The organism is Bacillus sp. JAS24-2 (assembly GCF_008274905.1).
GTDB classification, from domain to species: Bacteria; Bacillota; Bacilli; order Bacillales; family Bacillaceae_G; genus Bacillus_A; species Bacillus_A cereus.
On the sequence record NZ_CP031068.1, the window covers coordinates 3767933 to 3786778 of the forward strand.

Below are 18846 nucleotides of genomic sequence, written 5' to 3' on the forward strand. Positions count from 1 at the left end.
GTAGTCAATGTTTCACGTAAAAGCAAAGAATAACACTTATACTCTTGTTTCTAAACCTTTTATTGCATCGAACAAAAATTGAAGTGTCGGAACTGGTCGTTGCTGTTTCTTAGCTTCTTCTAATACATATCCAACAATCGCATTAATTTCCGTCTTTCTACTCGCTCTTACATCCGCTAGCATAGAAGATGTATTACGAGACGTTCCTTCACACACATTTCGTACCATTTGCCATACCATTTCTTTTTCTCCTCTAATAAGAAATGCTGCCTCCTGAAACACTTGCTCCATCATTTGATAAAAAAAACGATTCGTGATTAATTCACCATTCTTAACTCCCAATAGCGCTGTCAACGGATTGATACATACATTTACTACTAATTTTTTATGCATAATCTCTTCCCAATCCGTTTCTATTTGAACTGGAAAATAAGCAACAGGAAAATAATTGAATATTTTTTTAAAATGTATAGATTGACCACAAACCACTCCAAATTTTGTTACCCCTATCCCAGTATGATGAACGATATGCCCTCCCTCTTTTTTCGCACCATGTTCTACAATACCAACAGCTATATTTTTACTCCCTATGTTCAGCATCTTTTGAAGATGCGACATTCCGTTTTGCAAAAAGATTAATGATGATGCCCCTTCCACAAACGGTAGTACGTCATCTATATGATATTGCTTCACAGCAATAAATATATAATCTAAATTTTGCGCTACCATACTTTCTATCGGTAAAACAGATGGATATACTGTTTCACATCTTCCATCTCTAATACAAGTTACACCTGTTTCATTTAATTCTTCAGCTTGCTTAGCTGTTCTTGTAAACAACGTAACATCTTGGTTATTTTTTTGTAAATAAAATGTATACAATAGACCAATAGCACCTGGTCCGACAATTCCAATTTTCATTTTCACACAAGGAATTCACACTAAGTGCCCTTGCCTTCCCCCCTTTATATCTTTTTAAAGCACCTGAGCACGCCCTATAATTCCGCTGTCCTCTGCCCAACAAATATACTCTCATTTTTCACTATGTATGTACCACCTATTAATACGCTTCTACTCTTAGTTTAGCAAATCCTCAAAAAAATAAAAAAAGAAATATACTATCTTCTTCATAAAAATAAAAAAATGAGTTATACTATTATTATAAATATTTTTACTTTTCTGCATTCAACGAGACAAGAAAAGGATGTGATGTAATGGGATTCCCAAAAGTTGAGCGCTTGCTCATCAATTATAAAACGTTAGATGAATTCAAAAAATTTAAAGGGTGCGGAGCCCAGGAACTATCTATGCTGGAAGAATTACAAGCAAACATTATTGAAAACGACAGTGAATCTCCATTTTACGGTATTTATTATGGCGGATCACTAATCGCACGTATGAGTCTATATATGAAAAGAAACGGCGGAGAACCATTCGAAATTACAGGTCCCTACCTAGAACTTTATAAACTTGAAGTATTACCAACTTTTCAAAAACAAGGATTCGGGCAAATGCTTGTAAATCATGCGAAACAAATGCAATTTCCTATTAAAACGATAGCACGTATTCATTCAGCTGGTTTTTGGGATAAATTAAATTTCAACCCCGTATCAGTAACTGATGGAGATTTTTATATTTGGCATCCAGAAGCAAATTTGAATGCGGTTACAAACGAAGAATCGGCTTAAGAAATAAAAAAACAGCTGTATAACAGCTGTTTTTTATTTCTTAAGCTTCTCTAACTTCTCATTCGAGCGAGCATTGTTTCTTTCCGCTACCATTACACTTCTTTTTTGATCGATATAATCAAGTAGTGTTCTATACTCTTCTTCATATACTGATAATCGCTCCAGAAGACGCTCTCTTTCTGTTTGTAATGATTCAACTTGTTGTTGCAACACCGTTAAAGAGTTTTCATCTTTATAATTTTGCAAGAAATCAATAACATCATTCAACGTAATTGACGTAGGTTCTAACACCTTTGTCTCTTTCACTTCATAATTTTCTACTTTACGAAGTTGCTTTGCTTCCTCAATACGTTCTTTATATTGCTTTCTTACGTAAGAATTCCATCTAAACCCACATGCTGCTGGTGTACGAGATAAATTTTTCCCCACTTCCTTAAAGGCAGAAAGTTGTGTTCCACCTTCTCGAATATGCCGGAGTACTACTTCTGCCAGAAGCAAATCTTCATCATCAGTCCAAGCATCTTGTCTTGTTGTCGCCATCTCTCTAGTCCTCCCTATGCATTTTTTATTAAGCATATGCAGTTACTAGAAAAGATAGAATACAACAACTAAAGATTAAGACAAAAAAAATAAACGCAGAAGATACCTTCTGCGTTTATTTTCCCGCAATTACTTGCTGATTACTTCTTTACCTTTGTAAGTACCGCATGCTTTACATACACGGTGAGCTAATTTCGCTTCACCACAGCTTGGGCACTCTACCATACCAGGTACTGATAATTTGAAATGCGTACGACGCTTTCTTTTTACTGTTTTAGAAGTTCTTCTAAAAGGTACAGCCATTCTTCCCACCTCCTTAAAAGAAATAGTTATTTTCATATGAAGGCCTGAACCAGTCTTCCGATTATTTGTCAAAAAACTTTGCAAGTCCTGCCAATCTTGGATCAACAGTCTTTTCTTTGTCTTCTTCCGAAATCACTTGCCAGTCTTGACCTTGCGTCGGTGCTCCACCAGAAACATCATCACTGAAAATTTGCATTGGAATCTCCAAAAGTATATTTTCCTTGATTACGGGCAGTAAGTCAAGTACTTCTCCTTCTAAAGAATGAATTTCAGCTTCAGTTTCAAATTCTTCTTGTGAAGTTTGGAACACCTCAGTTGTTTTAATGTCAAATGGTAATGTCACATCTACTAAAGAGCGAGAACATGGTAAAACCATGCTTCCAGTTATATGTAGATGAAACGTAAACTTACCGGAGCCAAAATCAACTCTTCCCGTTACATGAACAGGATTAATTTCACGAATATCTTTCTCGACCTCTTTTAGCTCACTTACATCTACCATCTCATCCAATGTCAATCCTTTATTTCTCAATTTATTCAATTGATGGATGGACCATTTCATATCATATCACCTCAAGGCAACAAACAAAATTATAGCTAGCCATTTTATATTTGTCAATGTTTTTTCTTTACACTATAATGAAGTCATCATAGTAAATAATATATAGAGTATCACGTTTTTCAAAAAGATGCTACATCGAAAGGAGAGATTACCATAAAAGCTGGTGGTATTGTTGTTGAATATAACCCTTTTCATAACGGTCATCTTTATCATGTGCAACAGACAAAAAAGTTAACACAATCCGATATAATAATTGCCGTTATGAGTGGTCCTTTTTTACAGCGTGGTGAGCCCGCACTCATTTCCAAATGGTATCGCACTAAAATGGCCTTAGCAAACGGCGTAGACCTTGTTGTAGAGCTTCCATACGTCTTTGCAACACAAAAGGCTGAAACCTTCGCAAATGGTGCTATTTCCATTTTAAATGCCCTACGTGTTTCTGAAATTTGTTTCGGTAGTGAGGATGGACAAATCGAAAATTTTTATAATACCATCTCCGTACAAAAAAACGAAGATGAGACTTTTAACTGCCTTGTAAAACAATTCATGGACGCTGGTAATAGTTATGCAAAAGCAACATCGGATGCTTTCTCACACATTTTAACATCTGAAAAAAACATAGATATGTCACAACCAAATAATATTTTAGGCTTCCAATATATGAAAGCAATTCTGTCACAAAATAGCTCTATACAAGCTCAAACTATAAAAAGATTTGCCTCTCATTATCATGATGAAACATTTAATGACCAACATATTGCAAGCGCGACAAGCATCCGAAAACAACTCTTTAGCGAAGAAGGATCATTTACAACAATTGAACCTTTTCTCCCACAGGCAACCACTTCGCTTTTAGCAAATTACAAACAAAACTATGGGATATTACATAATTGGGAACAATACTTTTCATTTTTTAAATATAGACTCATGACGATGTCTCCAGGGGACTTACGACATATATATGAAATAGAAGAAGGTTTAGAGCATCGTATTTTATCAAAAATACAAAACAGTTCCTCCTTCTATTCATTCATGGAAGCATTAAAAACAAAACGTTATACATGGACTAGATTACAAAGAGCTTGTACACACATTTTAACAAACACAACAAAAGAGGAAATACGTAGCGCAAATATAGAACAACACGCACCATATATTCGCCTGCTAGGTATGTCACAAAAAGGACAAACTTACCTTTCAAAAAACAAGAAAAAAATCGAACTTCCAATCCTTACTCATACAAAAACATTCGACCATGCCGCTTTAGATATAGAGAAAAAAGCAAACTCTGTATATTTCTCCATCATGCACGAACCGTTACGCACACAACTATTAAAACAGGATATAACACACCATCCTGTTCGCTATGATGAAACAACTACAAAATTCCTATAAAAAAACCTCTCTATTTCAGAGAGGTTTTTTCCTTATCCATCTTTTCTAAATATGTTAACGCATCATCCAGCGTATCTACTGGTACAATTTTCATTTTTGTTTTAATATCCTTTGCAGTCTCAAGTGCATCTTTATAGTTCGATTTCTCCGCACCTTTTTCATTTGGCGCAAAGAACACTTCAGCCCCGGCATCGCTAGCAGCCACCACTTTTTGATTTATACCACCAATTGGGCCCACTTCTCCTTTTTCATTAATTGTACCTGTTCCAGCTATTTCATGTCCTTTCGTTAAGTCTTCTTCCACAAGTTGATTATATATTTCTAATGTGAACATTAAACCTGCGGATGGTCCACCAATTTCATGAGAATTAATTTTCACTTTCGGATCGACCACTAATTCTCTTTCCGTAACGATAGAAACACCTATGCCGACACGCCCATTCCCATTAGGAATCGTCTTTACATTTAAATTTTCTTTCAATTGTTTTCCATTTCTCATGTACTCAATACTTACAGCATCGTTTTCTTTTTTCCCTGTCATATATTCAATAAATTGCTCCGTCTTTTCAAATGTTTTTCCGTCAACAGCTATAATAACATCACCAAGCTTAAGCTTTCCTTCTGACGGCATTCCTTTTGCCACACCAGCAACTAATACACCTTTATTTTCAAAAGATACTGAGCGATTTGCACGTTTATATGCATTATAAATTGCTGCATTTTGCGAATCTTTCATCGCATAATTTTGGCGAAATTGATATTCTTCATCACTCTCACCTTTTTGCAATATTTCTTCCGCTTTCGAAATATGTGTATATTTATTAAACTGTGCCGCTATTAAATTCACCACATTTGCTGGTCCCATTGAAACCGTAACAAGCATAAAATCACCAGATTCTTTCGTTCCACCCTCAACTTGAACATAAGGCTCTAATTTGGCAGCCATTCCTGGTTTTGTTATATAATACGGTAAACGTACGTAAACAAGTAACATCGCCAATATAACCCCTATTAAGATTGCATATATAAACCGAAAACGCTTAAACATTATGTTTCTCCTTCCACTGCTCAATTAATAAATAAATATTTGAAACATGTTTTTCTGCTTCTACTTCTCCAACTCGAATAATGTCTTCAATGTTTGTAAAAGCACGTGAACTAAATTGCTCTACAGCTGGTCGCATCATTAAATCCGATGCAATTTGCCGATTCATTACAAGCTCATGCTGCATAATTTCAATACTTTGCATGATTACGTCATAAATGGACGTAACATCGCCATTCACCTTAATTGGAGATACATCAACAGCGATAACAATATCGGCCCCTAACTCTTTCACAACCGATACTGGGATGCGATCAATGACTCCACCATCCACTAATAATCTTCCATCTATTTTTTCTGGTACAAACACTCCAGGAACAGATATGCTAGCCCTCACCGCATCTGCAACTGGCCCACTTGTAAAAACCACTTTTTCCCCCTTCAATATGTCAGTAGCCACAACAGCCGTCGGGATATCTAACTCTTCTAAATTTTTATTATATGTAAACATTTTAATCATATCTTTGACACGTTTTCCAGCAATAAATCCCATTTTCGGTACCGTGAAATCTAAATAATACTTCCGCTTAAAAACAGATGCCAATTTATACAATCTTTCAACGTTACTACTTGCCGCATAAAACGTACCTATTAGCGCCCCCATACTACTTCCTGCAATCATGTGAATAGGGATACCCGCTTCCCTTAAAACCTTTATTACACCAATATGAGCAAACCCTTTCGCTCCTCCAGACCCAAGTGCTAAACCAATCTTTGGTTCTTTCATTTTTCTCACCCTTTAATTTTTTTCATTCCTTTTTCATACTTATGGTCTAAATTCACTACGTATCCACGTATACTGAAATGAACGTTTTTTGGGACAAAGGGGGATTTACTTACATGTATGAAAAATGGAAAACCGCTTTCCTTACCATATCAACGCTATTTTTAACCTTTTCTCTTGTACTCCACCCCCAAGCCGCTTTGCAAGCTTCTATTCGCGGGTTAAATATATGGTGGGAAGTTGTATTCCCTTCACTACTACCGTTTTTCATCATTGCGGAACTTCTAATTAGTATCGGTGTTGTAAAATTTATTGGCGTTATATTAGAACCACTCATGCGCCCACTTTTTCGCGTTCCAGGGATAGGCGGATTTGTTTGGGCGATGGGAATGGCTTCTGGTTTCCCTGCAGGCGCCAAATTAAGCGCTAGACTACGAAAAAGCAATCTTTTAACTCAGATTGAAGCGGAGCGCCTCGTTTCTTTCACAAATTCTTCCAATCCACTTTTTATTTTCGGTGCTGTGTCTATCGGCTTTTTTAATAATCCGAAATTAGGAATTATATTAGCCGCTGCCCATTATTTCAGTAACTTTGCTGTCGGATTAATTATGCGTTTTTACGGCGATAATACCGCTTACAAAAATAATACACACACTACAAAAAAACGTCGCTTTCAAAACCCTTTTTTAATTCTTCACGAGACACGCTTACAAGAAAAAAGACCAATTGGTAAATTACTTGGGGATGCCATTGTTTCTTCTATTCAAACATTACTTATGATTGGCGGATTTATTATTTTATTCTCTGTGTTAAATAAAATGATTACTGTATTCCACATTACAGCAGCTCTTTCTTTTATTATGCAACATATTTTATCATTCTTCCAACTAAGTACAGATTTTAGTATACCTATATTATCAGGTATTTTCGAAATGACACTCGGAAGCCAAATGATTAGTCAAATAAATGAAACACCGCTCTTACAACAAGCTATGGTAACAAGCTTCATTTTAGCATTTAGCGGCCTTTCTATTCAGGCACAAGTTGCTAGTATATTAGCTGAAACAGATATCCGATTTAAACCCTATTTTTTCGCACGAATTATTCAAAGTATTCTTGCCCCTATTTTTACATTTGTATTTTGGACACCATTTTATGAGAAAGTGAGTTCTTTCTCACCTATGCCAAAAGATATTCCTGTATTTTTATCCGAGCATCCTTCTATACTACATGAAATTTGGACATCTTTTATACATTATGGACCAATTTTTACATTATTTTGTCTATACTTATATGTTATTTTATTATTTTTGCGCACGTATAAAGAAAAACCCCGTTCACTTTAACGGGGTTTGAAACTTTTCTTTTAAAGCACGCTCTACAATAGGAGGTACAAGATCCACTACACTTCCTCCATACCTCGCAACTTCTTTTACAATACTCGAGCTTAAAAATGAATATTGGTTGTTTGTCATAATAAAAAATGTTTCAATATTTTCATCTAATTTTCGATTCATAGAAGTAATTTGCATCTCATATTCAAAATCAGAAACTGCTCGTAAACCACGTAATATTGCATTTGCATTACGCATTTTTGCATACTCTACTAATAGCCCACTATGCGAATCTACCTTTACATTCGGGATATCCTTTGTCGCTTCTCGAATTAGTTCTAATCGCTCTTCAACTGAAAAGAATGGTTTTTTTGATGAATTGTTTAAAACGACTACGTACACCTCATCAAATACTTTTGCTCCCCTTTTAATAATATCCAGATGCCCAAGGGTAATTGGATCAAAACTTCCTGAAGAAATAGCTATACTTGTCATTCTGTCCCCTCACCTTCATACTTATAAATCGATATTGCAGTAATCCCATAATTCTCAGCTCGTACTTTTACAAGCCTTCCTATTGAATTAGGTAAAACTACATCATTACCATGCTCTGCCATAATTAATCCATCACTATGTAGCAATCCATGTTGATCCATTACACTAATTAAAGATACAATTTTTTGCTCTTTATATGGAGGATCTATTAATATAAGATCGAATGACATTTCACGTTTTATTAACGCCTTTACTGCACGTTCAGCATCATTTCGATATACTTCAGCTTGTTCCTGTACTCTACAACTTTCTAAATTTTGATGAATTACTTTTATCGCTTTACTATCCCGATCAACAAAAATTGCTTTATCGATCCCTCTGCTCAAAGCCTCAATTCCAAGACCACCACTACCACCAAATAAATCAAGGGCGATACCACCATCAAAATAAGGACCTATCATATTAAAAATAGATTCTTTTACTTTATCTGTCGTTGGACGTGTTGTATTACCAGGAACCGCTTTAAGTGGGTGTCCTTTACATTTTCCTGAAACTACTCTCATCTGTTGTCACTACCTTTATTTCAATCTATCGAGCGATTATAGAAAGCCATTCCCACTTCGGTAACCGTTAACAAACCACATTCACCTAACTATAGAAAAACTCGGCCTCAAATAACCTCTCGTTATTTTTATGTATTCATCTCATCATTCACTAATATGAACCCAATATGTATATTAGTTCCACTTTATCTTTTTTATCCTATCACAAAATAAAAAAAAGAAAAATAAAAAGCCCAACATAAAATTTAATTTCATTATGTATATCTTCATTTAGATTGGACATAAATAATTATAACAACATCACCTTCGATGTTGTTGCCAACCGCGGAGAAGACTTACGTTTCCCCATAAGTTCTTCCTCCGGTTTCTCCTCTCCCTTTGCCTTCTTACTAGTACATGCTAGTATAAGAAGGGCCCTGCTATGCAGGGTTTTTTTTCTTTGTGTGCTTTTCATTTAAAAAGTGAAATGGTACAGTAAAAGAAAGAGGAGGAAAAGATATGATTCAACGCTTTATAGAACTTGGAGAAGGCTACTCTGATTTATATGAATTACTTGAAATTGCCAAAACAAATCAAGAACGTATAGCACATATGTTACAATTTGAAACGATAAAAAACGATAAAAAAGTGTGTTCGCTTGTTGTAATATTAAAACCAACTACTACTGGTGATTTCCAACCATTATACATATGTCGTGAAGGCATTCCTGTATTTGAAAATAAAAAAAGTAAACGTGTCATTTTATTTGAAGAAACGGCAGAACAACTCGGGAAAAAAGTGGCTACCTTTACTGTAAAACCATCTACAACTTTCCCAGAAAAAGAACTATTTTTTAATCATTTAATTGGTATTTTACGAATGAACAATTTCATTCCTCCGATGAAATAACACGTTATTTCAAGTGAAAAATCCCCCGCTAAATTTAGCAGGGGATTTTTTCTATTAGCTATAATCGTATTCTTTTGCTCGATCAGGACGGGAATTTTCAAATTCCGTTTTTAAATACGGGCGATACGACTGTTCTATCTTTTTCACAAAAGGAAGTTTGTTCAACTTATGCATCATATGCTCAATTTGTTCCATATCACAATATACTACAGCATATTTTAATCGTTTTGATATGTAATGTATGTTACCATATTTCCTTAAAATCTTGGCATGTTTCAATGAATGTAAATAAACAATCATACTTTGTCGTTGCCCGAACATAATCTTCTCCATCTTCTCCTTTTAAAAACATATATTTTATATTCTATGAAAACCAATCAGAAATTTATAACATTACAGGACAAACTCTGTATACGTTTTCTTCCAACTTCTAAAAAACGGGGTACATCACCCCGTTTTTTTACAACCACAACCTCCGCCAGTACCACAACCTCCACCACAGCCACCAGCATCAAAGAATGGATTTCCTGTTGGCACTTTAATGGAAGAAGACACTTCCGAACCGATTGCTACACTAACTTCGTCTAATAACTTCTGCAAAGCAGTTTCTGCTCTTTTAAAAGCTGCAACCTTATCATGTAAGTCCACAGAACGCTTTAATTCTCTCATTTTCATCGACACGGTAGTATAGTCAGGATGGTATTTTCCAAAACGCTGTACTTCCTCATACCGTTCTTTCATCGCTGTAAATTGCTGAATTAGCGTCTGAAGTTCCATATCTTCATGTAATTCTCTATAATACTTACGATAATCTTCTGCTATATCTGAACAGATAATCGCTTTTGCAAGCTGCTCTGCCTTATCTAATATTAATACGCTTTCTAGCGTCGCTACAATCATGAGAGACACCTCCGAGTATCCATCATACCACATTTAGATTAGAACTACTAATTGAAGTGACTTACTCAAAAGAAAGATATAACGTAACTATTTTTACACTATATCCGTACACACTTATACATTAATATGTTCCGCTATATTATATTTAAGAACATCCCATTTTCCACTATTTTGTTTCACATAACTAATACACGCATTTTTTAATGGTGTCTTAAATGTAATTTCATCTGGTTCAATGGCATGTAAAATCGCTTTTATCGCGTGTGAGTGAGCAACAATAATAATACGTTTGCCAAAATGAGTTGTCGCAACATCTTCTAAAGCAGCAAAGCAACGAGCTACAATCTCTTCATCTCGCTCCATACCTTCTACTTTACCCTCAGCAATCAACTCTCTAACAGCCGCAACCGGCTTCCCTGAAGCTTCTCCAAAATTCCGTTCAACAAATCGCTCATCTAATAAAATCGATTGTAATCCAACTGCCGTTGCGATTTCATTAGCCGTTTCTTGCGCTCTAATTAACGGGCTACTTATAATGATATCCCACGTTTCTTCTTGTAAAGCAGCTGCACTTTGACTCGCTTGCTTCTTACCAACTTCATTAAGCGGAATATCTTCTCGCCCCTGAATAATTTCTTGAAAATTCCAATCAGTTTGTCCATGTCGTACTAAACAAATTTCCGTCATGCTGCAACTCCTTTTTAAATAATCAACTTCTATTGTAACAAAAGTTCTGCATGACGGACATATTTTTCACTTCCAATTAGGTTGCGTTTTGTTGCTTCATATACTGAAACATATCAATCATGATCGAAGCAACGGCCAATTGATTTTGAAACTTTTCCACTTTATCTGGTATCGTTTTTTTGAAATGTTGCATCGCCGCTAACTCAAAAGCCTCTTTTTCTTCAGGATTTCGTGTTAATTTTCTATACCAGTACGGTTGCTCTCTAATATAACGAGATAAATCCTCATCAGCCTTTATAAACTCCATAATTTCTGCTCTCATCATCTTTCCCCCTAATCCTTTTGAAAGAAAAACGGGTTATTTTCTGAAGTACTTTGCTCTTGCTGCGTACGGTTACCTTGAAATTGCTGAATAACTTGTTGCACGCTCCCAATTGCACTCGTCACATTGGCTAAATGGTTCTGCATTTGTTCCACGTCCAACTTTTTAAAAAAAGAAAGCATTTGCCCCATCACATCAGCAGTTTTTTCCTCTTCAGTTCGATTATCTTTTTCTTTTTTATTTTCTTTTATCGAAGAAAACGCAGGCGCTCCATCCGGTCTATAAGTTGCCCATATTGGATCTTCTTCACCAAGTAAGTACCATTCTTCATAAAATTGTTGCCATGTTTTATGACCACTTCTAACCTCATGAACCATTTTAGGGTGATGGTTTACAAATTCTTTAAACTGTTGAACCGATGGATGTAACGGTCCTTTTGTTGTTGGCATAATCCTCACCTCTCCATGTATATCTACTATATAGTAAGAAAAAAAAGGCGCATGGTTCGCCTATTTTTAGACGATTCATGCACCTTTTTTTCTGCTATTTGCATACGGTCACATTCCCACCTACAATTCAGTGAATACGAAGTAACTAATTAGGTGATGTAACACCCCACCGCTTACAGTTTCGCTTTATTTTCGAATAAAGTTTTGTGTATAAAATTTATCGTATACACCAACACCTAATCCTGTAAATTGTTCATTTAATAAATTCTTTCTATGCCCCTCACTATTTAACCAACCTTGCACTGCCGCAATTCCATCACTATGTTGCGCCGCTATGTTCTCACCAGCAAGTTGAAATCCTACTTTCCCGCGCTGCAAACGATCTCCTAGTGTACCTAATGTAGGTGAGTCATGAGAAAAATAATTATTGTCTTTCATATCTTTACTGTGACCAACAGCAACATCTGCTGTTTCCTGATCCCATGTTAATAATGGTAATTTATGACGACTTCGAATGATATTTGTTAAATCAAAAATTTGTTGCATATTCCCATTTTCTACTTGTTTTATTTTTTCTGGAGTCAATGGTTGTTCTGCTATTAATTCACCTGAATAAACGAGCTGATACGGTCTTTGGCGTAATAAAGTTTCATCATCCATATAACGAACACCAACAAGCTCATGTGTAAATTGATCAAAATACAATTGCGCCCATCCATCTTCTACAGGTATTAACGGTTGTTCCATGACTTCGGTATCAGATAGCTCAAATTGATAACTATTTTTCCCTCTTTTTAATGAAATTTCATGCGAAAGCGGACTTTTTTTATATACTTCTTCATATTTTTCATTTATATAATAAGGTGGAACCTTAACTTGTTCACCAGCTGCGTATGCCGTTACAACTTTACGTTCAGAAACTCCAAATTGAACATACTGAGTTAAATCCTGGTTGTATACCCACCATTCATATCCGTATGCAGATGGCTCTATTCGAGAGGGTTCTCCCCACTTCGCTAATAGGTTTTCAGAGTCTTCACCAATCATATTTAAAACAGTGTCTGAGGAGTCTTCCTTAATTTGCTTTTTCTTTTTCACAATTTTATTTTCTTGCTTTGATTGAGATGGGGTTAATATATATTGTGAAACGAGTAATTTCCCGTATAAATCAACAGCTAAAATTAAAAATGTAATCATTACGATACGCAATAATTTCTTCAAACGATATACCTCCTGAACAAAACATAAAATTGAGATATACACAAATCCTTTTCTTTCTTTTTGTGTGTACCGTACTCTTTTCACTATATCATATTTTTGTGAAAAAAGTCTGGATTATCCCTTTTCTCTCAATATGAATTGCACTTTCTTATTATTCATACTATTATAAAAATAATGGTGTAACATTAAAAAAGGAGGTATTATATGCAATTTACAAATACGAAATTTAATGGAGCCGTCGTTGAATTAACTCTTTTAACTGAAATCATGGAAAACAACCACTTCGTACTTGCCGGACAGTGGGATTATGAACGAGTTACATACGATTATAAATTTGAAATATTAAAGGATGTTTATTATTTACGAGTGCAAGGAGTTGCTGTTGAAGGTGACATTGGCAGTAGACACGCTGAAGTAAAACTACTCCCCCCCTTATTAGGAAAACATTATTATCCTCACGGCGTTGAATATGGTGATGATGAGACTTTCCCAACGAATGTACTTCAAAAAAGCGAACAACTCCTACAAAATGTCGAAAAAGAGTTAAAAGAATTTCAAATTATTGATTAACAAAAACAAGCGCATCAATATGATGCGCTTGTTTTATTTCCCTTCCCTAAGAATGAATCGTTTTTTTTACTGGATATCCATAAATAGATCCATCTTTTACTTTAATCTCATCTTCCCAAGGGACCTTATATTTACCTTCAGCTAAATCTTTTACAAACGTATATGGATTTTCTTTCACCCCACCAGGAGTTGCTACATATCCTCTTGAACCTAGATTATATATATTATTTTCCAATCCCCATCCTATTCTAGCCTGATCTGCTAGTTCTGGATATACTTCAGCAGTAACAATCTCCCAAGGATTTCGATGACCCTGTACTAAAGTAGTCCCATCAAAATTACATACTTGTCCTTCACCAAAGTAATAAAATACACCATCATAACCCGCTAAGTTTACCGACAATGTATACATTAAATTTTGCCATGCATTTGAACGATTCGTTAGCATCCATTGTTCACTAACTTGTGTACTATATCCAGAAATACGAATTAAGACATTTGCACCTTTATAGGCCGCTTCACGAGCTACTTCAGGGAACATGCCATCATGACAAATACAAACAGCTAATTTACTTCCTCCAGGTCCATCACAAACAGGTAAGCCTAAATCTCCAGCTTTCCAAGGCTCGACTGGCACCCAAGGATTTAGCTTACGATACTTCAAAATCATTTCACCTTGTGGATCAATAATAACTGCTGTATTATATGGCTCTCCACCATCAGGATTTTTCTCCATTATTGAAAAAACACCATATACTTTAGATTCTTTACATGCCTCAGCAAATAAGTCTGTTTCTGGCCCAGGCACTGTGCATAAAAATTCTTCTGTAGTCCATTTTTTTGTATTGAGCCCTTGTGTACTATATTCAGGAAATACTATCAATTCTAAACCAGGGTAACCTGATTTGGTCGAATGAATTGTTTTTATGATTTGTTGAATTTGTTTATCAATGTCTGCACGCGATTCTACTACTGGTACTGGATATTGAATTAGTGCTGTCAAAAAACCACTAATCGGCTTTACCATACTTCCACTACTACCCATTTAAACTCCCCCTTAAAATAGTTCGTGTTTATTAAAGATAACAATATATATTTGTAACTCTCTAAAAAACTTGCACTACATATGGAATTATTACGCATGAAAGCTAGTAGTAAATTTTATCTCCACTTTTAGTACACGCCTACACTAACTTAACATAAAAAGTTAGAAAATTCAATCTTTTTAAGGTAGCTAAAAAGAAAAAGCGCATGGAATCCCATATACTTTTTTACTTAATCTGTAAATACGGCGGCAATTGTTGCAACTGCTCCTTATCCTTTTCACGTTCTCTACGTGCCCATCTAAAGAATACATAGCCTATAATTGTACCGTACACTATTTCCTGGACAATTTTCATTATGATACCACCAGTTTGCTGATCTTGTACGACTGGCATCCAGTGCAAAAATTCTGGTCCCGTTATATTTAAATCTGATAAAGTGCCCGCTGGTACACATAGTTCCATCGCTTTCATCCAAGCAGCCGGATCCGTATACGTTGCAAATAACGGGGCTGTCGCAAAAATGATTAACGCACATGCAGGCGTTAATAATATGCCGTTAGCAAACATATAACCAAGTTTCTTTATATCACTTAATGTTTGATATTCTGGTAATGGATTTAACATCGGCCACCACATCATGATTGCTGTAAAAAACAATATAGCGAGACAAATAGGATGAGCTATTTGACTTTGTTTTACTGTATCAAAAACAACTGGTAAATGATAAAAAGAAAACAGGCCGTTAAATACAAACAACGCAATAAGTGGTTTAGCAAATGCCTTTAATATAATTTGAACGAACTTAAAAGAAGTAATGTAACGATATAACCAAATTGGTATACCAAGCAACAGTAACGGTGGAACTGCAATATACATGACTGCCATTTCAAACATATGAGCACTAAATATAATATGGCCAATTAAATCAATAGGCCCTCCCTTTACAAAATACAAAAGAACAATACCAGTCGTAAAATAAAAAATTTGCTTCTTACTTACCTTCGTCGCATTTTCAAATCGCATTCTATATGGTCCAATAATTAAGAAGTACCCAATAAGAATCGAAAGCATAAATAATAAAAAGATTGGACTCCATAAAGCCTGAAAACCAAATATCCACAAGTTACTCATTTTCACACCTGCCTTCGTAAGGTTATCTCATAATATGAAGAGGGAGCTGTGACAACACAAGCTCCCTTATTTTTCACTTTTCAAATCCACACGATTGTCATAAAAGCTAAAATTGTAATTAACCCTATTAGCAGACCAGAGTAAAGAAAGAAACTTGCTGCTTCATGTCCTTTATGACTCATATGCATAAAATAATACAATTGAAAAATTACTTGTACCACTGCTAATAGTAAAATAAACGGTACAGAGAAAATCGGACTAAAAGTTTTTGGATACGCCACTGCTACAAATGCAACTAATGTTAAAAAAATCATTAATGCAAACGTAATAACTTGATGCCTCATTTCCTCCGCACTTTTTCTCTTCCGATAAACAAGATCAACTTTAGGATTATTCGTTTGCTTTATCGCCATTGTTTATCCCACCATTCCCATTAAATATACTACAGTGAAAATAAACACCCAAACTACGTCAATAAAGTGCCAATAAATCGATGCAACATAAAACTTCGGTGCATTGTATAAATTTAGACCTCTCTTCGCATTTCTAAAGATTAATGTTAAAATCCAACATAACCCAAACAATACGTGGAGTCCATGTGTACCAACAAGAGCATAAAACGCAGAGCCAAAGGCACTACTTCTCATAGTATGCTTAAATTCATGTGTATAATGATAAAACTCATATATCTCAAATCCTAAAAACCCTAAACCTAGCAATACTGTTACTAGTAACCAAAGCTGCATTTTCTTAAAGTTAAAGTTTTTCATGTGATACATCGCATATACACTCGTTAAGCTACTCGTTAATAAAAGCATCGTCATAATGAAAACGAGTGGCATTTGGAACATCTCTTGAGATGTTGGTCCACCATTTGTAGAATTCTTTAACGCTAAATATGTTCCGAATAAGGAAGCGAACAACACTGTTTCGCCTCCAAGAAATAACCAAAAACCGACAAACTTATTTTTCCCTTCAAGGGTTGCTTTTTCAGGCTCTGCTGGAAATGTTTCATTCGTTAATTTTTCATCTACATGCATTATGCCTTGCCCCCCTTATCCTCTAAATCTTCTTTATGAATATGATACCCATGATCATCAATTACTGAACGTAGGAACATTGTGCCAAATGTAATGATTAAACCAATAATTGCTACTAATAACCAGAACTTATCTTTTCCGCCCTGCATATACATCGCACCAAATGCCGCTATAAACAATCCGAAAGAAATGACAAATGGTGAAAACGAAGGATTTGGCATATGAATATCACCAACTGGTTCCGCTGCTGTCATTTCTTTATTACCTTCACGTTTTTCAATCCAAAACGGATCTAATCCGCGAACAAATGGTAATTGTTTAAAGTTATATTCTGGTGTCGGTGCTGGCATTGTCCATTCTAATGTACGTGCATCCCACGGATCACGACCAGCTTTTTCTTTTGATACTGTCGTTTTAATTACATTGAATAGAAGAACAATCGTTCCAAGAGCCATAAACACCGCTCCGATGGAACTAATCATATTCCCCATTTCCAACCCTTGCCCTTCAAGATATGTGTAGTAACGGCGTGGCATACCAATCAAGCCAAGGAAATGCTGAATAAAGAAAGTTAAATGGAAGCCGATAAAGAATAGCCAAAACGTTATCTTTCCTAATGTTTCATTTAATACTTTATTAAACATCAGTGGCCAATAATAATGAGCTCCTGCAAGTAAACCAAATACAACACCGCCAACGATTACATAATGAAAATGCGCTACTACGAAATAGTTATCATGAAATTGATAATCAGCTGGTGCAGATGCTAGCATAACCCCTGTAACTCCACCCATTACGAATGATGGAATGAAAGCTACTGCCCACATCATTGGTGTCGTAAAACGAATACTTCCGCCCCACATTGTAAAGAGCCAGTTGAATATTTTGATACCAGTCGGAACCGCAATCGCCATTGTTGCAACTGAGAAAATAGCATTAGCAACTGGACCAAGTCCAACAGTAAACATATGGTGCGCCCATACCATAAATCCTAAAAATCCAATTAATACAGTCGCAAACACCATCGATGAATAACCAAACAATCGTTTTTTCGAAAATGTTGCGAATATTTCTGAGAATATTCCGAAAGCTGGGAGTATAAGAATGTATACTTCTGGATGACCGAAAATCCAGAATAAATGCTCCCATATAATTGTATTCCCGCCCAATGCCGGATTAAAGAAACTTGTTCCAAATAAACGATCTAACATTAAAAGTCCTAATCCTACAGTTAACGGCGGAAAAGCGAATAATATAAGCGAAGATGTTACAAATGTTGTCCATGTAAACATCGGCATACGCATATACGTCATTCCTGGAGCGCGCATATTAATAATGGTTACAAGGAAGTTAATTCCTCCAATTAGTGTACCAATACCTGAGATTTGCAAGCCGAGTACATAGAAATCAACACCATGACCTTTAGAGGCTAAAGCTAAAGATGCATAAGATGTCCATCCTGCATCAGGTGCTCCACCTAAAAACCAACTTAAATTTAAAAATACTCCACCAAAGAAAAATAACCAAAATCCGAGTGAATTCAAAAACGGGAACGCTACATCACGTGCACCAATTTGAAGTGGTACAGCGGCGTTCATAAATGCAAACACGAGTGGCATAGCTGCGAGGAAAATCATTGTTGTACCGTGCATCGTTAATACTTGATTATAAGCATCCCCAACAAGAAAAGCGTTGTTAGGAATCGCTAATTGAAGGCGAATAAATAGAGCTTCTATTCCGCCTATTACAAAAAACAATCCACCTGCAATTAAATAGAGAATGGCAATCTTTTTATGGTCTACTGTCGTTAAATAATCCCATATGACAGCACCCATCCCCTGTTTTTTTGCTACAGAACTCACGTTTTCAACCTCCCCTTCGCG

The 18846-nt window shown here is 35.7% G+C and carries 24 protein-coding genes; 5 read left to right on the forward strand and 19 right to left on the reverse strand.

Annotated elements, in window-relative coordinates:
- Positions 1-36: 36 nt before the first annotated feature.
- Positions 37-921, reverse strand: a complete 885-nt coding sequence (gene panE, locus DN407_RS19350) for a 2-dehydropantoate 2-reductase (RefSeq protein ID WP_002101275.1) — start codon at positions 919-921, stop codon at positions 37-39.
- A gap of 293 nt (positions 922-1214) precedes the next feature.
- Here panE and DN407_RS19355 point away from each other — a divergent pair, with 293 nt between their 5' ends.
- A complete protein-coding gene (locus DN407_RS19355; RefSeq protein ID WP_000506692.1) occupies positions 1215-1688 on the forward strand; it encodes an N-acetyltransferase in 474 nt (157 codons plus the stop codon).
- A gap of 33 nt (positions 1689-1721) precedes the next feature.
- Here the strand turns inward: DN407_RS19355 and DN407_RS19360 are convergent, their stop codons facing one another.
- The 3 genes from DN407_RS19360 to DN407_RS19370 all read right to left on the reverse strand — a co-directional run bounded on the left by DN407_RS19360 (position 1722) and on the right by DN407_RS19370 (position 3093).
- Positions 1722-2228 (reverse strand): RsfA family transcriptional regulator, encoded by a 507-nt coding sequence (locus DN407_RS19360; protein WP_000246468.1) that lies wholly within the window; start codon positions 2226-2228, stop codon positions 1722-1724.
- A gap of 129 nt (positions 2229-2357) precedes the next feature.
- The gene (gene rpmF / locus DN407_RS19365) at positions 2358-2531 is read right to left on the reverse strand and encodes a 50S ribosomal protein L32 (RefSeq protein ID WP_001984764.1); all 174 of its coding nucleotides are present in this window, start codon (positions 2529-2531) and stop codon (positions 2358-2360) included.
- A 61-nt stretch (positions 2532-2592) separates the two neighbouring features.
- Positions 2593-3093 carry a YceD family protein gene (locus tag DN407_RS19370; protein WP_000872149.1) on the reverse strand — a complete coding sequence of 167 codons (501 nt, stop codon included), beginning with the start codon at positions 3091-3093 and terminating at the stop codon, positions 2593-2595.
- 213 nt (positions 3094-3306) lie between these two features.
- On the opposite strand from DN407_RS19370, the gene DN407_RS19375 reads away from it, so the two are divergent.
- A complete protein-coding gene (locus DN407_RS19375; RefSeq protein ID WP_002062184.1) occupies positions 3307-4488 on the forward strand; it encodes a nucleotidyltransferase in 1182 nt (393 codons plus the stop codon).
- A gap of 10 nt (positions 4489-4498) precedes the next feature.
- Here DN407_RS19375 and DN407_RS19380 read toward each other — a convergent pair whose 3' ends face one another.
- On the reverse strand, positions 4499-5536 hold the full coding sequence (locus DN407_RS19380) for a SepM family pheromone-processing serine protease (protein WP_000476280.1): 1038 nt from the start codon (positions 5534-5536) through the stop codon (positions 4499-4501).
- Positions 5529-6320: a patatin-like phospholipase family protein gene (locus DN407_RS19385; RefSeq protein WP_000662590.1), complete on the reverse strand. Its 792-nt coding sequence runs from the start codon at positions 6318-6320 to the stop codon at positions 5529-5531. The genes DN407_RS19380 and DN407_RS19385 overlap by 8 nt, the downstream gene beginning before the upstream one ends.
- 113 nt (positions 6321-6433) lie before the next feature.
- Here DN407_RS19385 and ylbJ point away from each other — a divergent pair, with 113 nt between their 5' ends.
- On the forward strand, positions 6434-7663 hold the full coding sequence (gene ylbJ, locus DN407_RS19390) for a sporulation integral membrane protein YlbJ (RefSeq protein WP_000273083.1): 1230 nt from the start codon (positions 6434-6436) through the stop codon (positions 7661-7663).
- On the opposite strand, the gene coaD is transcribed toward ylbJ, so the two are convergent.
- Together coaD and rsmD are read right to left on the reverse strand one after the other, a co-directional pair.
- A complete protein-coding gene (gene coaD / locus DN407_RS19395) occupies positions 7655-8146 on the reverse strand; it encodes a pantetheine-phosphate adenylyltransferase (RefSeq protein WP_000200601.1) in 492 nt (163 codons plus the stop codon). The two genes, ylbJ and coaD, sit on opposite strands and share 9 nt — an antisense overlap.
- Positions 8143-8709, reverse strand: a complete 567-nt coding sequence (gene rsmD / locus DN407_RS19400) for a 16S rRNA (guanine(966)-N(2))-methyltransferase RsmD (RefSeq protein ID WP_001266979.1) — start codon at positions 8707-8709, stop codon at positions 8143-8145. The genes coaD and rsmD overlap by 4 nt, the downstream gene beginning before the upstream one ends.
- Before the next feature lie 498 nt (positions 8710-9207).
- Between rsmD and DN407_RS19405 the strand changes: the two genes are divergently transcribed.
- Complete coding sequence (locus DN407_RS19405) at positions 9208-9597, forward strand: DUF7147 family protein (protein ID WP_000616017.1); 390 nt, start codon at positions 9208-9210, stop codon at positions 9595-9597.
- Positions 9598-9651: 54 nt separating this feature from the next.
- Here the strand turns inward: DN407_RS19405 and DN407_RS19410 are convergent, their stop codons facing one another.
- The 6 genes from DN407_RS19410 to DN407_RS19435 form a co-directional block, all read right to left on the reverse strand.
- Positions 9652-9918: a YlbG family protein gene (locus DN407_RS19410; protein WP_002082261.1), complete on the reverse strand. Its 267-nt coding sequence runs from the start codon at positions 9916-9918 to the stop codon at positions 9652-9654.
- Positions 9919-10044: 126 nt separating this feature from the next.
- Positions 10045-10497 carry a YlbF/YmcA family competence regulator gene (locus DN407_RS19415; RefSeq protein ID WP_000634366.1) on the reverse strand — a complete coding sequence of 151 codons (453 nt, stop codon included), beginning with the start codon at positions 10495-10497 and terminating at the stop codon, positions 10045-10047.
- 114 nt (positions 10498-10611) lie between these two features.
- A complete protein-coding gene (locus DN407_RS19420) occupies positions 10612-11184 on the reverse strand; it encodes a histidine phosphatase family protein (protein WP_000134947.1) in 573 nt (190 codons plus the stop codon).
- 76 nt (positions 11185-11260) lie between these two features.
- A complete protein-coding gene (locus tag DN407_RS19425; protein WP_001200990.1) occupies positions 11261-11506 on the reverse strand; it encodes a YlbE-like family protein in 246 nt (81 codons plus the stop codon).
- A gap of 11 nt (positions 11507-11517) precedes the next feature.
- Positions 11518-11955, reverse strand: coding sequence for a YlbD family protein (locus tag DN407_RS19430; protein WP_149216599.1), 438 nt, complete (start codon positions 11953-11955; stop codon positions 11518-11520).
- A 186-nt stretch (positions 11956-12141) separates the two neighbouring features.
- Positions 12142-13176, reverse strand: coding sequence for a CAP domain-containing protein (locus DN407_RS19435; RefSeq protein ID WP_000735378.1), 1035 nt, complete (start codon positions 13174-13176; stop codon positions 12142-12144).
- Between the two features lie 204 nt (positions 13177-13380).
- On the opposite strand from DN407_RS19435, the gene DN407_RS19440 reads away from it, so the two are divergent.
- The gene (locus tag DN407_RS19440) at positions 13381-13746 is read left to right on the forward strand and encodes a YugN family protein (RefSeq protein WP_001160947.1); all 366 of its coding nucleotides are present in this window, start codon (positions 13381-13383) and stop codon (positions 13744-13746) included.
- A 46-nt stretch (positions 13747-13792) separates the two neighbouring features.
- On the opposite strand, the gene DN407_RS19445 is transcribed toward DN407_RS19440, so the two are convergent.
- The 5 genes from DN407_RS19445 to ctaD all read right to left on the reverse strand — a co-directional run bounded on the left by DN407_RS19445 (position 13793) and on the right by ctaD (position 18798).
- A complete protein-coding gene (locus tag DN407_RS19445) occupies positions 13793-14791 on the reverse strand; it encodes a formamidase (RefSeq protein WP_149216600.1) in 999 nt (332 codons plus the stop codon).
- Positions 14792-15017: 226 nt separating this feature from the next.
- Entirely contained in the window at positions 15018-15923 is a 906-nt protein-coding gene (gene ctaG, locus DN407_RS19450) for a cytochrome c oxidase assembly factor CtaG (RefSeq protein WP_000069022.1), read from the reverse strand.
- Between the two features lie 80 nt (positions 15924-16003).
- Entirely contained in the window at positions 16004-16336 is a 333-nt protein-coding gene (gene ctaF, locus DN407_RS19455; protein WP_000985706.1) for a cytochrome c oxidase subunit IVB, read from the reverse strand.
- Between the two features lie 3 nt (positions 16337-16339).
- Positions 16340-16963, reverse strand: a complete 624-nt coding sequence (gene ctaE, locus DN407_RS19460) for a cytochrome c oxidase subunit III (protein WP_000557861.1) — start codon at positions 16961-16963, stop codon at positions 16340-16342.
- A complete protein-coding gene (ctaD, locus tag DN407_RS19465) occupies positions 16963-18798 on the reverse strand; it encodes a cytochrome c oxidase subunit I (RefSeq protein WP_153578907.1) in 1836 nt (611 codons plus the stop codon). The genes ctaE and ctaD overlap by 1 nt, the downstream gene beginning before the upstream one ends.
- Positions 18799-18846 lie beyond the last annotated feature (48 nt).